At 63.7% G+C, this 15,107-nt stretch carries 18 protein-coding genes and 1 tRNA gene; 9 read left to right on the forward strand and 10 right to left on the reverse strand.

Going from position 1 to position 15,107, the window contains the following annotated elements; all coding sequences use genetic code 11:
* Positions 1 to 35: 35 nt before the first annotated feature.
* Together clpS and H0O22_RS08735 are read left to right on the forward strand one after the other, a co-directional pair.
* On the forward strand, positions 36 to 356 hold the full coding sequence (gene clpS / locus H0O22_RS08730; protein ID WP_185186292.1) for an ATP-dependent Clp protease adapter ClpS: 321 nt from the start codon (positions 36 to 38) through the stop codon (positions 354 to 356).
* Positions 356 to 1,171, forward strand: coding sequence for a CPBP family intramembrane glutamic endopeptidase (locus tag H0O22_RS08735; RefSeq protein ID WP_185186293.1), 816 nt, complete (start codon positions 356 to 358; stop codon positions 1,169 to 1,171). The genes clpS and H0O22_RS08735 overlap by 1 nt, the downstream gene beginning before the upstream one ends.
* A gap of 1 nt (position 1,172) precedes the next feature.
* Here H0O22_RS08735 and H0O22_RS08740 read toward each other — a convergent pair whose 3' ends face one another.
* Entirely contained in the window at positions 1,173 to 2,729 is a 1,557-nt protein-coding gene (locus H0O22_RS08740) for a photosystem II high light acclimation radical SAM protein (RefSeq protein WP_255439244.1), read from the reverse strand.
* 58 nt (positions 2,730 to 2,787) lie between these two features.
* On the reverse strand, positions 2,788 to 3,759 hold the full coding sequence (gene cofG / locus H0O22_RS08745; RefSeq protein WP_185186295.1) for a 7,8-didemethyl-8-hydroxy-5-deazariboflavin synthase subunit CofG: 972 nt from the start codon (positions 3,757 to 3,759) through the stop codon (positions 2,788 to 2,790).
* Positions 3,760 to 3,948: 189 nt separating this feature from the next.
* Here cofG and psbA point away from each other — a divergent pair, with 189 nt between their 5' ends.
* Positions 3,949 to 5,028, forward strand: a complete 1,080-nt coding sequence (gene psbA, locus H0O22_RS08750; RefSeq protein WP_185186296.1) for a photosystem II q(b) protein — start codon at positions 3,949 to 3,951, stop codon at positions 5,026 to 5,028.
* 116 nt (positions 5,029 to 5,144) lie between these two features.
* Positions 5,145 to 5,372: a hypothetical protein gene (locus tag H0O22_RS08755; RefSeq protein ID WP_185186297.1), complete on the forward strand. Its 228-nt coding sequence runs from the start codon at positions 5,145 to 5,147 to the stop codon at positions 5,370 to 5,372.
* Here H0O22_RS08755 and nth read toward each other — a convergent pair.
* Complete coding sequence (gene nth / locus H0O22_RS08760) at positions 5,369 to 6,022, reverse strand: endonuclease III (protein WP_185188380.1); 654 nt, start codon at positions 6,020 to 6,022, stop codon at positions 5,369 to 5,371. The genes H0O22_RS08755 and nth overlap by 4 nt on opposite strands.
* Before the next feature lie 59 nt (positions 6,023 to 6,081).
* Between nth and aroC the strand changes: the two genes are divergently transcribed.
* Positions 6,082 to 7,170, forward strand: coding sequence for a chorismate synthase (gene aroC, locus H0O22_RS08765; protein ID WP_185186298.1), 1,089 nt, complete (start codon positions 6,082 to 6,084; stop codon positions 7,168 to 7,170).
* A 7-nt stretch (positions 7,171 to 7,177) separates the two neighbouring features.
* Here aroC and H0O22_RS08770 read toward each other — a convergent pair whose 3' ends face one another.
* The 5 genes from H0O22_RS08770 to psbO form a co-directional block, all read right to left on the reverse strand.
* Positions 7,178 to 7,816, reverse strand: coding sequence for a hypothetical protein (locus tag H0O22_RS08770; protein ID WP_185186299.1), 639 nt, complete (start codon positions 7,814 to 7,816; stop codon positions 7,178 to 7,180).
* A 39-nt stretch (positions 7,817 to 7,855) separates the two neighbouring features.
* Positions 7,856 to 8,557, reverse strand: a complete 702-nt coding sequence (locus H0O22_RS08775) for a bifunctional 4-hydroxy-2-oxoglutarate aldolase/2-dehydro-3-deoxy-phosphogluconate aldolase (protein ID WP_185186300.1) — start codon at positions 8,555 to 8,557, stop codon at positions 7,856 to 7,858.
* Positions 8,529 to 10,373 (reverse strand): ATP-dependent zinc metalloprotease FtsH3, encoded by a 1,845-nt coding sequence (gene ftsH3 / locus H0O22_RS08780; protein WP_185186301.1) that lies wholly within the window; start codon positions 10,371 to 10,373, stop codon positions 8,529 to 8,531. Before ftsH3 ends, H0O22_RS08775 begins: the two co-directional genes overlap by 29 nt.
* 49 nt (positions 10,374 to 10,422) lie before the next feature.
* Positions 10,423 to 11,592: a sulfate adenylyltransferase gene (sat, locus tag H0O22_RS08785; RefSeq protein ID WP_185186302.1), complete on the reverse strand. Its 1,170-nt coding sequence runs from the start codon at positions 11,590 to 11,592 to the stop codon at positions 10,423 to 10,425.
* 112 nt (positions 11,593 to 11,704) lie between these two features.
* Positions 11,705 to 12,526 (reverse strand): photosystem II manganese-stabilizing polypeptide, encoded by an 822-nt coding sequence (gene psbO, locus H0O22_RS08790; RefSeq protein ID WP_185186303.1) that lies wholly within the window; start codon positions 12,524 to 12,526, stop codon positions 11,705 to 11,707.
* A gap of 142 nt (positions 12,527 to 12,668) precedes the next feature.
* On the opposite strand from psbO, the gene H0O22_RS08795 reads away from it, so the two are divergent.
* Positions 12,669 to 13,007, forward strand: a complete 339-nt coding sequence (locus tag H0O22_RS08795) for a hypothetical protein (RefSeq protein ID WP_185186304.1) — start codon at positions 12,669 to 12,671, stop codon at positions 13,005 to 13,007.
* On the opposite strand, the gene coaBC is transcribed toward H0O22_RS08795, so the two are convergent.
* Positions 12,990 to 14,243, reverse strand: a complete 1,254-nt coding sequence (gene coaBC / locus H0O22_RS08800; RefSeq protein WP_185186305.1) for a bifunctional phosphopantothenoylcysteine decarboxylase/phosphopantothenate--cysteine ligase CoaBC — start codon at positions 14,241 to 14,243, stop codon at positions 12,990 to 12,992. The two genes, H0O22_RS08795 and coaBC, sit on opposite strands and share 18 nt — an antisense overlap.
* Entirely contained in the window at positions 14,233 to 14,448 is a 216-nt protein-coding gene (locus tag H0O22_RS08805) for a DUF2555 domain-containing protein (RefSeq protein WP_185186306.1), read from the reverse strand. The genes coaBC and H0O22_RS08805 overlap by 11 nt, the downstream gene beginning before the upstream one ends.
* 54 nt (positions 14,449 to 14,502) lie before the next feature.
* On the opposite strand from H0O22_RS08805, the gene H0O22_RS08810 reads away from it, so the two are divergent.
* The 3 genes from H0O22_RS08810 (at position 14,503) to H0O22_RS08820 (ending at position 15,073) form a co-directional block, all read left to right on the forward strand.
* Positions 14,503 to 14,575, forward strand: a tRNA-Ala gene (locus tag H0O22_RS08810).
* A gap of 32 nt (positions 14,576 to 14,607) precedes the next feature.
* Complete coding sequence (locus H0O22_RS08815; protein ID WP_185186307.1) at positions 14,608 to 14,769, forward strand: PCP reductase family protein; 162 nt, start codon at positions 14,608 to 14,610, stop codon at positions 14,767 to 14,769.
* A 103-nt stretch (positions 14,770 to 14,872) separates the two neighbouring features.
* Positions 14,873 to 15,073: a hypothetical protein gene (locus tag H0O22_RS08820; RefSeq protein ID WP_185186308.1), complete on the forward strand. Its 201-nt coding sequence runs from the start codon at positions 14,873 to 14,875 to the stop codon at positions 15,071 to 15,073.
* The last annotated feature ends 34 nt before the right edge of the window (positions 15,074 to 15,107 follow it).

Genomic DNA, 15,107 nt, shown 5'->3' on the forward strand with positions numbered 1-15,107 from the left:
AAAGTCCCTACCTCGTCATGCCGGAGCTGATCAGGATGATCCGATCAACTCAGGCGCCTGGCCGCGAAAGCGGTGGCGCCGCTGTGATGGAGAAAGCGCCGGAGCGGGTGCGCAAACCCTCGCCCCGCTACAAGGTGCTGCTCCACAACGACCCGGTGAACACCATGGAATACGTGGTGTCCACCCTGCGGCAGGTGGTGCCCTCCCTCAGTGAGCAGGACGCCATCGCCGTGATGATGGAGGCCCACAACACCGGTGTGGGCCTCGTGATCGTTTGCGATATCGAGCCGGCGGAGTTTTACAGCGAAACCCTCAAGGCCAAGGGCCTCACGAGCACGATCGAGCCCGAAGAGTGATGGAGGCCCCCACCAGATCGACGTTGCACTGGTGGGGAACGCTCCTCTATGTGCCCGTGCTCTACGGGCTGGGTTGGTTGAGTGCCAGGCCTCTGGCGTTGCTCTTTCCCCAATGGCGCCCCGACCAGGTGGACCTGGCTGGGGTTGCCTTCGCGCTGGTGCTGCTGCTGCTCACCCTCCCTTGGCGCCTACGCCAGGGCTGGGGCGTTGAGCATCCCTGGCGGACGCTGGGGGTTGTCCTGCCTGCGGCGGCCGGCCTGCGCGCTTTCCTGCGGGGCTTGCTGAAAGCGGCCGGACTGCTCTTTGGCGTGGTGGTCGTCCTTCTGCTCAGTGGTCAAAGCCACTGGCAAGGCCAGATCACCTCAGGAGAACTCCTGAATGCCATCGCCCTGCTGCTGGGGGTGGGCTTTGCCGAGGAATTGCTCTTCCGGGGTTGGCTCTGGGGTGAGCTGGAGCTGCTCGGGGGGCGGCAGCGGGCGATCGGGCTGCAGGCCGCCTTCTTTGCCCTGGTGCATCCCTGGTATCAGCTTCCCGGCTTCGAAGCCATCGGCTTGCTGGTGGGGCTGGTGCTCCTAGGACTTGCCTTGGCCCTGCAACGACGCGCCGATCACGGTGCGCTGTGGGGCTCGGTGGGACTCCACGGCGGACTGGTCGGCGGCTGGTTTGCCCTCCAAGCCGGCCTGATCAGCGTGCCGGAGGCCGGTCCGGCCTGGCTGCTCGGTCCGGGAGGCGTCAGCCCCAACCCCATCGGCGGCTTGCTCGGCTGGGCAGGCCTGGCGGGCTTAATCCTGGTACGTCGCCGCTGGTGGCGCTGAGTTAGCGGGTCGCCGTCGCCAAGGCCTTTCGGCCTTCAACGGGAGCGCGCAGCGCTTCTTCGAGGGGAGCGGTGCCGTAGTCGCGCTCGAGCAAATCCATCACGGTGCGACCGAAATCTGCGGGATTGCGCTCAAAGGCTTCCAAACAGATGCGGCCAAAGGTGCTGCCCATCGGTTCAGGATTCCAAAGGAGTTGCCGCGCCGTCCAGGGCAGCATGCTCATCGGGTTGTAGCCGGGCTTAATCAGCCCCTGATCGAAGCCGTACTGCTCGAGATGGGTGTGGGGCTGCAGGCCGATGAAAAAGATCGCTGGCTCCACCTTGTCGGCGCCAAAAATCCGCTCCAGCTCGCGGTGGTAGGCGACGGTTTGGCGGATCGTCTCGGGCCGTTCGTCGATGACGTTGAACGAGTAGTTGACCGAGACGTGTTCCCGGAACCCGGCCTCGGCGAGCAGGCGGCAGTTCTCGAGGACGGTACGCAGGTTGTAGCCCATCCGCATCTTGCGCACGAGCTCCTGGGATCCCGAGGTGATGCCGATCTCGAAGTAGTCCATGCCGGTCTCGACCATCAGCTGGGCGAGCTCGGCGTCGAGGTTGTCGGCTCGGATGTAGGCCGCCCAGCGAATATCGCTCCAGCCCTGGGCCTTCACCGCCCGCAGCAGCTCCTTGGCGTCGTCGATGTAGCGACGGGCCGGGATGAATTGGGCATCGGTGAACCAGAAACCGCGAACCCCGCGCCGATAGAGCTGATGCATCTCAGCGATCACCTCATCGACGGGATTAACCCGGACCGCCTTGCCCTCAACGACCGTGTAGACGCAGTAGCAGCAGTTGTGGGGGCAGCCCCGCTTGGTCTGAACACCGACGTAGAAGTCGCCGCCGTCGAGGTACCAATCGAGCTGCGGCCAGATCGAGGCGATGTAGTCGTAGTCGCAGGCCGTCTTCTCCATGCCGGAGGGCTGCTCGTGAATCAGACCCGGCCGTGGCGCGTCTCCCGCCAGGAAACAGCGCTCGTTCGCGAGGGACTCCCCGCGCAGGAGCTTCTCCAACAGCGGCTCACCCTCACCGACGGAGACGACGGTGCCGCGGGGGAGACGTTTGCCGAGCTGTTCGTAGAAGACACTGACGGCGCCGCCGCCCAGAACCGCCTGGGCCCCGGGGTGATGGCGCCGCGCCCGCTTCAAGCCACGGCGCACCAGGCGCAGATTGCGCCAGAGCTCTCCATAGAACGAAGCCATCAGGCGTAAGCCGCCGAAGGCACCGCGCAGCCGGCGGACCGGATTCAGGGCGTAGAAGACCTCGAAGGAGTTCTGGAGCGGATTGCCACCGCGGCCATCCACCGGGGCATAGATCTGAATGTCCCGCCACGAGAACACCAGAACCGTGGGCCGGAAGCTCTCGATGCGCTCCAGCAGGACAGCCTCGACATCCAAGAGTGGGACGGCCGCCAGATCAAGGATCTGCTGCGGCAAATCCGGGAACTGCTTGTGCAGGTGATCGGCCAGGTAGACCGGCCCGATCGGAAAGATTGGATTGCAGGGGAGCCGCACGAGCAACACCCGCTGATCAGCTGGCGGTAGTGGTCTCAAGCTGCGACGCCCGTGGCGAAGTTGGACGCTAACAAGCAGCTGTTGCCCAACGTTGCTGGAGGGTTTGATCAACCCGCGCGACCGTTCTCCTCAGGCCATGGGGCAAGCGCGGCCACCACTGGCGGTGGACACAGGTCCGGGGTGCGAGTTGCCGGCCGGACGCCTCCACCACCGCCCGCAGGGCTTCAACCCTTGGCTGCGGATAGGCCGGATTGATCACATCGGCCAGATCGATTCCGCCGAGGTCATCAATACCAGCGGCCAGCGCAGCCGGAAGCCCTTCCAGGGGCCAAAGGTTCGGGGGCGTCTGGAGATGGACCTCCGGCGGCAGCAACGCACGGGCCGCCGCAATCAGCTCCAACAGATCTCCCTGCTCCTGGGCAGTGAGGGCAACGGCGGAGGTGCCATCGGGGCGCCATGGCTGAAGGATCACCTCCTGAAGATGTCCCCACCGCAGCTGCAGATCGCGAAGGACTACAAGGGCATCCAAACGATCGGCACGGGTTTCACCCACCCCCAGCAAGAGTCCCGTCGTGAAGGGAATGCCCAAGCGGCCGGCCTGCTCGAGCTGGGCCAAGCGAACCTCCAGCCGTTTACTGGGGGCGTGGGCATGCAACGGGGCGTAGGCCGGCCCAAGGCCTTCGAGCATCAAGCCAAGCGAGGGGTTGGAGCGGCCAAGGCACGCCATCTCTCTGGCACTCAGGGGACCGGCATTGGTGTGGGGCAACCGTCCTTGAGCCAGGGCGAGCTGGCTGAACTGCAGTAGGCGGTCGAACCAGGCACCGCGACGCGGCGAACCCGGGGCCTCCTCACCACTGAGGAGCAACACCTCGGCGGCATCCGGCCGCTGAGCAAGCTGGCGCTGAGCAACCTCAAGCGATAGAGGAACGGCTGAATCCGGATCAACGCGAAAGCTGCAGTAGCCGCAACGGTTGAAACAGCCGTGGGTGGGCACCAGCGTGACGCTGGGGCTCCAGGTGACGACCGGAACAGATACCACCGGAGAAGCACTGAAAAGGGGAGCTGATGTCACCGATTAGGAGCGCTGAGGGAGCCCGGAGCCTGAGAACGCGTTAACGCGTCGCAATGTGGCGCAAACATCCGTTACATTGGCGCTGGCAGGGCGGGTTACCGACCTGTCCTTCCCTAACCGCCAAGCGTTCGCGCAAGGCCTTTCTTTCCCGTACTCATGACGACCACCATCCAGCAGCGCCAAGGCGCTTCTGCGTGGAACCAGTTCTGCGAGTGGGTCACCAGCACCGACAACCGCCTCTATGTGGGTTGGTTCGGCGTTCTGATGATTCCCTGCCTGCTGGCCGCCACCATCTGCTTCATCGTTGCGTTCATCGCAGCACCCCCCGTCGACATCGACGGCATCCGTGAGCCTGTTGCTGGCTCCCTGATCTACGGAAACAACATCATCTCTGGTGCTGTTATCCCCTCCAGCAACGCCATCGGCCTGCACTTCTATCCCATCTGGGAAGCCGCCAGCCTCGACGAGTGGCTGTACAACGGCGGTCCTTTCCAGCTGGTTGTTTTCCACTTCCTCATCGGCATCTACGCCTACATGGGTCGTGAGTGGGAACTCTCCTACCGCCTCGGCATGCGCCCCTGGATCTGCGTTGCTTACAGCGCACCCGTGGCTGCTGCTTCCGCAGTGTTCCTGGTGTATCCCTTCGGTCAGGGCTCCTTCTCGGACGCCATGCCCCTGGGCATCTCCGGCACCTTCAACTACATGCTGGTGTTCCAGGCTGAGCACAACATCCTGATGCACCCCTTCCACATGCTTGGTGTGGCTGGTGTGTTCGGTGGTTCCCTGTTCTCCGCCATGCACGGCTCCCTGGTGACCTCCTCCCTGGTGCGTGAAACCACCGAGAGCGAGTCCCAGAACTACGGCTACAAGTTCGGCCAAGAGGAAGAGACCTACAACATCGTGGCTGCCCACGGTTACTTCGGTCGCCTGATCTTCCAATACGCCTCCTTCAACAACAGCCGCAGCCTGCACTTCTTCCTGGCTGCCTGGCCTGTGGTTGGTATCTGGTTCACCGCCCTGGGCGTTAGCACCATGGCGTTCAACCTGAACGGCTTCAACTTCAACCAGTCGATCCTGGATTCCCAGGGTCGTGTGCTGAACACCTGGGCTGACGTGCTGAACCGCGCCAACCTCGGTATGGAAGTGATGCACGAGCGCAACGCTCACAACTTCCCCCTCGACCTGGCTGCTGCTGAGTCCACCCCCGTGGCTCTGACTGCTCCCGCCATCGGCTGAGGCTGAACCCCAAGATTCAGCTTCTTCTCGAACTTCGAGGAGTGTTGAATCAAAAGCCCCCGCTTTCGCGGGGGCTTTTTGTTGTTTGGGCTTGCAGAGACCGACAGACTGCAGCGATGAAGCGCAGCCTTCAACTCCTCCTCATCGCGGCTCTTGTGTTGGGAGGTTGGCGCCAACGGGGCAACTACCTAAGCGGCGGCTGCAGCTGGCTCGCAGACGCTCTCCCCAGCGCCTTTATCGACGCGCTCGCTGAATTGGCGAGCATCAGCAGTTACCCGCGCCAGAGCGTGAGCAGCAGCAAGCTCATCCGCGACTGGTGCGAGCCATTGCGGCAAGGGCCCTAGGCCTTCTGCCAAAGGACGGGCTTGCGTCGCTTGGGATAGAGCTCTTGGCAGAGGGGACAAACCCGTCCATCACAACCGCGGGCCGTGCAGAACTCACGCCCGTAAAAGATGATCTGCAGGTGGAGCTTGTTCCAAGCGTCCTTGGGGAAGAGGCGCTTGAGATCCGTCTCGGTACGCGCGACGTTCTCGCCACTGCTCAAGCCCCAACGTTGGGCCAGGCGATGAATGTGGGTGTCAACGGGAAAAGCGGGCACACCAAAGGCCTGAGCCATCACCACGCTGGCGGTCTTATGGCCCACTCCGGGGAGCGCCTCCAGTGCGGCAAAACTGGCGGGGACTGCACCCCCGTGGCGCTCAAGCAACAACTCCGCAAGACGCTTGACGTTGCGCGCTTTGGTTTTCGCGAGACCCAGCTGACGGATGTAGCCCAGGATCTCGGCCTCCGGTAAAGCAGCCATGGCCTGGGGCGTTGGTCCAGCGGCGAACAACGCCGGGGTGACCTCATTGACCTTTTTGTCCGTGCATTGGGCGCTAAGGAGCACCGCAATCAACAAGGTGAAGGGATCGCTGTGGTCCAGAGGAACCGGCGTCTCGGGGTAGTGCTCTTCAAGGCGGCGCATGATCAACGCCGCTCGCTCCTGCTTCCTCAAGACGGGACGCTGCTGCAACCAAAGCCCAGTTTGTAGGCTCGCTTCAGCGCACTCAGCCCATGGGAAGCAGCTTCGGCGATCTCTTCCGCATCAGCACCTTCGGCGAATCGCACGGCGGCGGTGTTGGCGTGATCGTGGAGGGCTGTCCGCCGCGATTGGACCTCGACCTGGACGCGATCCAGAACGACCTGGATCGGCGCAAACCGGGCCAGAGCAAGATCACCACCCCGCGCAAGGAAGACGACCGGGTCGAAATCCTAAGCGGCCTGCTCGACGGGGTCACCCTGGGCACCCCGATTGCGATGGTGGTCCGCAACAAGGACCAGCGTCCGCAGGACTACAAGGAAATGGAGGTGGCCTTCCGCCCCTCCCATGCCGACGCCACCTACCAGGCCAAGTACGGCATTCAGGCCCGCAGCGGCGGCGGACGGGCTTCAGCCCGGGAAACAATCGGCCGCGTGGCCGCCGGTGCGATTGCCAAACAGCTGCTGAACAAAGCCAACGGCACCGAAGTCGTGGCCTGGGTCAAGCGCATTCACGACATCGAGGCGCCGATCGATCCAGCGGCCGTGACCCTCGATGCCGTTGAAAGCAACATCGTGCGCTGTCCCGATGGTGCCGTTGCCGAAAGGATGATCGAGCGCATCGAAGCGATTGGCCGCGAAGGCGACTCCTGCGGTGGCGTCATCGAATGTGTCGTCCGCGGCGTCCCCGCCGGATTGGGCATGCCCGTCTTCGACAAGCTCGAAGCGGATCTGGCCAAGGCGGTGATGTCGCTGCCCGCCACCAAGGGCTTTGAGATTGGATCGGGCTTTGCCGGGACCTTGCTCAAGGGCAGTGAGCACAACGACGCCTTCCTCCCCACCGCCGACGGGAGCCTGCACACCGCCACCAACAATTCCGGCGGGATTCAGGGGGGCATCAGCAACGGCGAATCAATCGTGATTCGCGTGGCCTTCAAGCCGACGGCGACGATCCGCAAGGCGCAGCAGACGATTAATGCGCGCGGTGAGGCGACGACCCTGGAAGCAAAAGGTCGGCACGACCCCTGCGTATTGCCCAGGGCCGTGCCGATGGTGGAAGCGATGGTCGCCCTTGTTCTGGCGGACCACCTGCTGAGGCAGCAGGGTCAGTGCAGCCTCTGGTGACGAGGGCTCAACGCACGCTGGTCAGCTGACCGGCGCCATTGGTGGAGGGGGCCCCACCCAAGCGGCCGACGGCCTTTGCCATCCGCTTCGCCACTGAACCACCGCGGGTCGCACCGGTCTTCTTCACCGGGTTACGGGCGGCTTTTTTGGCGACGGGCTTGGCCTTCGGAGCCACCTTGGATTTCGCCGCTGCAGCGGGCTTGGCCTTCGCTGCGGTGCTAGCCGCTTTCTTGGGGGCGGCCTTCTTCACAGCTGCGGGCTTCGCTTTGGCGGCGGGCCGCTTGGTGGTGGTTGCCGATGCCTTTTTGGCCGACGCCTTTTTGGGGGCTGCTTTCTTTGGAGCGGCCTTGCTGATCGTGGTGCGACTGCGGTGGCTCAGGATCAGCGCCCATTCCGCATCCGAGAGATTGGCCGGCTTGGCGCCATGGGCGTTAGCCAATTTGGCTGCTTTCTCGATGTCGGAAATGAGGTTTTTCCAGGAGGTCGCGAAGCGCTTGTCGGATTGCGACTTGGCACCGCTTTCAACCAGGGTTTCGACAACCCCAGCGGCGGTGACTTTTTTGCGCCTGCGGTTGAAGATCTCCTTTTGGAGCTGAGCGATCAGAGCATCAGCTTTATCGCTCAACTTGATGGTGAGTTGAGACATGCATCGAAAGACGTCTATCTCATGAGTAACACTCTGGTCTCAATCTGACAACAAAGCGTCATTGGCGCGCTGCTCGAGCCATGCCAAAAGGGTGGTCAACCCCGGCCGCAGTTTCACGGACTCGCCGGGAGCCGTAGACGTCTCAAAGAGGCTGCCCCCCAAGGCGACTGCGTCGACGCCCGACTCCAGCCAGAGCCGTGCATCCAGGGCCGACAACCCTCCAGCTGCAATGCAATAGGGCAATGGCGAGAGGGGGCCCGCCAGCGAGCTCCAATAGCTCGGGCCAACACTGCTGGCGGGGAACAGCTTCACCGCTGGCGCCCCGAGCGCTTGGGCCTGGGCCACTTCCGATGGGGTGTATACGCCAGGAATCAGGGTGATGCCGTCCTGACGGGCTTGCGCCAAGAGTTGCGGCTCAAGAATCGGAGAGACGACATAGTCCAGACCGGCGGCTTGCGCGGCGACCAGGCCCTGGAAACAGCGGACCGACGCCGCGCCAAGCCGAAGTGCGGGAAAGCGTTCACGCAGGTCGATCGCCAGATCGACCCAGGCTGGGGTCAGGGCGACAGCGAGCTCGACATGCTGCAGACCAGCATCCATCAGTTGGCTGAGCTGGGCTTCAGCCAGACGACGCTCAGACACACGAAGCACCGCCAGCACAGGCTGGCGGTGCAGTCCCCTCAGGAGGCCCGAGGGATCTGAGGCCCAGGCCTCAGACGTATTCGGCAACGCGGACGTCACTGCGGATCAGCAGCTCTTGCAGATCCTCAGCATCGACGGTCTCGCGCTCCACCAGCATCTCGGCGAGCTCATCGAGCACGCTGCGGTTGCCGTTGAGCACTGCGATCGCCCGCTTGTAGGCCTCAGCCACCAGCAGGCTGACCTCTTCGTCGATGGCGGCAGCGGTGTCCTCGGAGAAATCACGCTCGGAAGCGATGTCACGCCCCAGGAACATGCCGCCCTGGCTGCGGCCGAGGGCCACGGGACCAAGGCGATCACTCATACCGAAGCGGGTGACCATCTGACGAGCAACACGGGCGACCTGCTGGAGGTCGTTGGAGGCACCCGTGGTGACCTCGTCTTCTCCGTAGACGATCTCCTCGGCAACGCGACCGCCGAGGGCAACGGCCATCTGGTTCTGCAGGTAGGCACGGGAATAGAGACCCGATTCCATCCGCTCTTCACTCGGGGTGAAGAAGGTCAGACCACCCGCGTTACCGCGGGGAATGATCGAAATCTTCTGCACCGGGTCGTAGTCCGGCATCAAGGCACCCACTAGAGCGTGGCCGGCCTCGTGATAGGCCACGAGACGCTTGCGCTTCTCGCTCATCACCCTGTCCTTCTTCTCAGGGCCGGCCATGACCCGTTCAATCGCGTCGTTCACCTCATCCATGGAGACTTCGGTGAGCTGACGGCGAGCCGCGAGGATGGCGGCCTCGTTCAGAAGGTTGGCGAGATCAGCACCGGTGTAACCGGGAGTGCGGCGCGCAATCTTGTCGAGATCGACGTCCTTGGAGAGGGTCTTGCCGCGGGCATGGACACCAAGGATCTGCAGACGGCCGGCGTAGTCGGGACGATCCACAACCACCTGACGGTCGAAGCGACCGGGGCGCATCAGCGCCGCATCCAACACGTCGGGGCGGTTGGTGGCCGCAACGATGATGATGCCGGTGTTGCCCTCAAAGCCGTCCATCTCCGTGAGGAGCTGGTTGAGGGTCTGTTCCCGCTCGTCGTTGCCGCCGCCGAGGCCAGCGCCACGCTGACGACCCACGGCGTCGATCTCGTCAATGAAGACGATGCAAGGGGCGTTCTTCTTGGCCTGCTCGAACAGGTCGCGCACCCGGCTGGCACCGACACCCACGAACATCTCGACGAACTCCGAACCGGAGATCGAGAAAAAAGGCACACCGGCCTCGCCAGCGACGGCCTTGGCCAACAGGGTCTTACCGGTACCCGGAGGGCCCACCAGCAGGACACCCTTGGGAATCTTGGCGCCGACGGCGGTGAAGCGATCGGGGTTCTTGAGGAAGTCGACGACCTCGGTCAGCTCGAGCTTGGCGCCTTCAATGCCGGCCACATCACCAAAGGTGACCTGGGTTTCGGGCTCCATCTGAACCCGGGCCTTGCTCTTGCCGAAGTTCATGGCGGGGTTCCCGCCACCGCCCTGGGCACGACGCAAGAGGAAGAAGAGACCACCCAGCAGGAGCAGGGGGAAGATCAGGGAACCAAGAGCCTGCTGCCATGCCTGGGGCTGACGGGAAGGTTCGACAGCGATGTCGACCTTGTGCCCCTCAAGGAGCTTCAGCAGATCCTTGTCGGGGGCGAGGTTGACCACGGCGCGCTGGCCGTCGTTCTCGACCACTTGGGCCGTGCCGCGATCGGGAGCGATCAGAACCCGTGACACCTCATTGGCTTCAACGGCTTCCACGAAGTCGCTGTAGCGCAGTGTGCGCGGCGCATTGGCGGGATCAGGACGATCCAGGAACGCCGTACCCACGGCGATCACTACTACGGCTAAGAGGACATAAAGCCCCGCATTGCGCCAGCGCTTCTTCACTTGGTTCTCCGCTTGATCGAGGACAGTGATTAAGGAATGTTAACCGGACTCAGGCAGCTGAGCGCAGAACCTCGACGACGCTCTTGAAGGCGAACCACTCGGGGATTTCTTCGCCGCCGCGCAGCATCTGGCGGAACTGGGTGCCGCTGAGCTTGCGGACGTGCAGGCCACGGGCATCGGCGTGTTCGGCGGTCACGTAGCCCTCTTCCTCGGTGTACACCAGGTTCAAGGACGGGACCGTCTCCATTCCCAGCTCCGGAGCATTCTCGCGGGCGAAGTCCTGGGCCTGGTAGGGGCCATAGAAGTCCTCACCGCTGATGGAGGACTTACAGCCGGCCATGTCGCGGCCAATGATGAAGTGGGTACAGCCGTAGTTCTTGCGGATGATCATGTGCTGCAGCGCCTCACGGGGCCCAGCCATGTGCATCGAATAGGGCAGGTAAGCCCAGCGGATGCGGGGGTTGTTCACCTCAGCGGCCAGACGCTCGTAGGTCTGGAAGCGAACGGCACCGGGGATGTCGTCGTCTTGGGTGGGGCCGCAGGTGGGGTGCACCAGGACCACGCCCTGCTCACTCACATTGGTGGCATCGAGGGCCCGGGTGAAGAGCTCGTAGTGCGCACGGTGGATGGGGTTCCGGCACTGGAAGGCCACCACGTCCTGACCCTCGGGCAGGTTCGCGCGCACCTCAGCGGGGGTCTTGCAAGGGAAGACGCGCTCGGGCAGCTCCAGGCCTTGAATCGAACCACCCAGATAGAAGCGACCGCGCTCGGTGGCGATCATCTTCACCGCGGGATGCTCCAGGGAGGAGGTGCCGTAGCAGCCAACCGCCTCACGGGCCTTATCGGGCTCCCACTTGCTCTCCACCGTCATCACGGCGAGCTCTTGACCGCGGTAGGTCAGCAGCAGCTTCTGACCAACGGCGATGTCGTCGCGATCGGTGTCCATCACGATCGGCAGACCAAAGAGAAGGCCGCTGGTGGTGCGGTTCTTCTCGACCACCGACAGGTAGTCGTCCTGGTGCATGAAGCCGCGCAGGGGTGAGAAACCACCCACCATCAGCAGCTCGATGTCGCAGGCGTTGCGATCGGAGCACTCGACCACGTGATCCACGCCAGCCTTCGCCGCTTCCCGCTGGGCTTCAGGCACCCGCAGGTCCACAAGCGTGCCGCCGTGGGGAGCGATCAAACCCTGACGGGGTGCAGCGGCTGCGGTGGTCATGGCAACGGGGAGTGGATCCAATGCCGGCGATTCTCCCAGAGCACTCGAAACGCCATAAAAAAAGGGGCTCCGAAGAGCCCCCTGATCAAGCGTTCTGAGTCCGAAAAGACGATCAGGCCTTCTCGAGCCGGCCGTAGAGCTGGCCAACGATCTTGACGTCGACGGGGTCATGGCTGCCCATGTCGGTGTCAGAGGGCTGGACAGCGGTGAAGACGCCGGCGAACTCACCGGTGGAGGCATCCACCTTGGTGATGGAGAGATTCATCTCACCGGTGCCGTCGATGTAGCGCTTGCTGTTCTCGCGGGCCAGTTCGTCGTCCTGACCGTTCAGAGCGACCAGACCCTGGGCGTACTGAACGCCGGTGGTCAGCGCGCGGCCCTTGGGATCCAGGAAGTTGGAGGTGCGGTAGCTGGGGACGCGATAGGCACCGTTGAGGTCGGTGCTGGTGCTGATGGCAGCGCCTTCAGCGGTGGCGTCGAGCTCCTTCGAGGAGAAGGTGAAGGGGACTTCCTCACCACCGGGCAGCAGCACGGTGACGATCTGGAAGTCGATACCGCCCATCTCCTTGAAGTTGACGCCGTTACCGGTGACGGACAGGTCGCCATAGACCTGGTCAAGGCTCGTGGTGAAGCGGGTCAGGATTTTGGTGGCCACAAACTGGGCCTCCTGACGCTTGTTGGCGGGCTCGCCCTTCACATACACCTCAGCGGGGTGCATGCAGACCTCGCGCAACTCGTACTTGGTGTTGCTGTCGAGGGCGATAGAGCCGCGGGCGGAGTCGGGAAGGGTCGGGCAATCGTTGGCCAGACCGGTGTTGTGGATGTCGTCGTAGGTCAGATCGGCCCGATCAACAGCCTTCGCACCGCCACTGCAAGCGGTCACGAGGGTCAGGCAAAGGGCCAGCACGACGGCCAGCAAAGGACGGAAACGCATGGGGGAGAAACCGGTCTGGCGGGGAAAACCTCAGGGATGGGGTAGGCCCGATCGGGATACTACCGGTGCAAAACGCCCATTCCGCGTACCATGTCGCGGCTCTCAACAACCTGTATGCGAGAGCGGCTGAATTAATCCCTGTATGAGCGACGCCAGCAACACCTCTCAGATCGACGACAGCCTGGTCCGAGGCGACTGGGAGGCCCGGCTGAGTTCCGAGCTGGAGAGCCTGGAAGAACTGGCCGCCGAGGTGGATGGCGAAGCCCAAGCCCTGCTGCTCCTGCTTCGGCGCCTGGAGGAACTACACCGCACCATCCAAGACGGTGCGTTCCGCTCGAGCCTTCCCTCCGATCGCGGCGAGCTCTTCAACCTGCTGAAGGGCATGGAGAAGAGCGGCGGATGGCCCTACATCCCCCGGCTGCAGCTGCGGACCTTTATGGACCTGCTGCAGAACGACGACGACTCAGCCCTGGCCGCCTGAAGCCGTAGCAAGAGCACTCAAGAGCCGGTGGGCCAAGGCGAGCTTGCCCATCGGTTCAACGCGCTCCACCGCCGCTCCTGGGCCCAGGATCCAGCCTTCGTTGGAGAGGCTGCCGAAACCCGCCCCCGCTGCGTCAATGGGGTTGGCGAACAACAGATCACAGCCCTTGCGCGCAAACTTGGCCTGGGCCTGCGGCAGGACATCACCGGTGTGGGCCGCAAAGCCAAGGATCGCCTGACCAGCAAGGCGACGATCCACCAGGGCGCGCAGCACGTCAGGCACGGACTCCCAGCCCGCCCCCATGGCATCCGCCAAGGCCTGTTTGTCGGGCTTCTCGCTAAAGCGCTGCTTCGGGCGGTGGTCCGCCACGGCCGCAGCCATGGCAATGGCACTGGCCTGGGGCTGGAGCTCCTCTAAGGAACGCTGAAGCTCCGCTCCAGTCTCCACCGGATGGCAGCGCAAGCCCTCGAGCCAAGCCGGCTCGACCTGCAGAGGGCCATGGACCAGATCCACCTCGGCGCCACGTAGACGGGCCGCCTGGGCCAACAACACCCCCATTCGTCCGGTGCTGGGATTGCTGATGCAGCGGGCTGGATCCAGCCACTCCCGCGTGGGCCCCGCGCTCACGAGCAGGCGACGTCCCTGCCAATCGCGCTGCCAGCCCCAGAGCGCCAGGGACTCCAGGGCGAGCAGCAGGGAGGCCGGCTCCGCCATGCGTCCAGCCCCCTCCCGATCACAGGCCAGCAGACCGTCAGCGGGGCCCAACGGCAACACCCGCTCAAAGTCCTGGAGGGCCTGCCAATTGCGATGCACCCCAGGGGAACTCCACATGGCGGTGTTCATGGCCGCTGCCGCCAACACCGGCGCTTCCGTGGCCAGCAACAGCGACGCCAAGAGGGTGTCCCCGAGTCCATAGACCCAACGCCCGAGGCTGGTCGCGGAGAGCGGAGCCAGGAGCACCAGTTCAGCCCACTCCGCCAGCTCCACATGCAGGGGACGCGCGGCGGTGTGACTCCACTGATCGGCGTCGAGGTAGCAGCGCTGACGGCTCAGGCTGGCGAGCGCGCCGGGGCTGACCAGCTGCGCCGCACTGGGAGTGAGAACACAACGGACCTCAGCGCCACGCTTCGCCAGGGCGCTGACCACCAGTGGAAGCTTGACCGCGGCGATGCTGCCGCTGATCCCCACCAGAACACGCCGCCCCTTGAGGGGATCAACCGGGATCTCAGTCCTCATCAAAGGGTTCTTGATCGACCAAGTGCACGTAGGGGCGAGCCAGCTCTGGACGGTGAATGGCGACAGCCCGCAGCAGGTGCCAATCGTTCAACGCGGCAAACGGGGAGGGGTAGTCGTCCTCATCGAGACGCCGCCCCAAGTCCTGCATGGAGGCCTCGGTCTGCGCCGCGATCAACTCGGGGGTGATGGAGGGGGAATCGGTCATGGCCGTTGAAGACTGATAAGTTCTGGCCAGGACAAGGATTCTTCCTGGTCTTGAGGGGAATTAGCTCAGCTGGTAGAGCGCTGCGATCGCACCGCAGAGGTCAGGGGTTCGAGTCCCCTATTCTCCATCCACCCTTGAAATCCCTCTGCGGATCTGGCCATGAACTGGAAACTAGAGGCCGAGGCCAAGCTCAAGGAGATCCCCTTTTTTGTGCGCCCTGCCGCCCGTAAGCGCATCGAAGCCATGGCCAGCGAAGCCGGCCTGGATCTGATCGACGAAACTTTTTTTGAAAGCGCGAAGGCGAAATTCGGCCAGAAGTAAAAAGCCCGGTCACCCCTGTGGGGTTTGGCGCGCTGGCCGTAGCCCGGTCTCTGCTAAAAGGCGATGGGGTAGAAGGGTTTAGCTTTCAAACCCTTTCCTGCTCATGTCGCAGTCGAAGCGCGAGCAAGTGGTGAGCCACCTGCGTTACATCCGCCAAGAGCTGCGCGAGATGCACCAAGGCGTCATGGAAGACGGCCTGCTGCCTGAAGCCGGCGAAGTGCGCGGCGTGATGGCCCAGATGGAAGCGCTGCTGGAACTCCTTGAAGGAAAAGGCAGCCGCAAAGCCAAAGATGGCGACAAGTGAGCTGAGCTCATCCGTCAAGCCCGGGGAAACCCGG

The organism is Synechococcus sp. LTW-R, assembly GCF_014217875.1.
Lineage (GTDB): Bacteria > Cyanobacteriota > Cyanobacteriia > PCC-6307 > Cyanobiaceae > Vulcanococcus.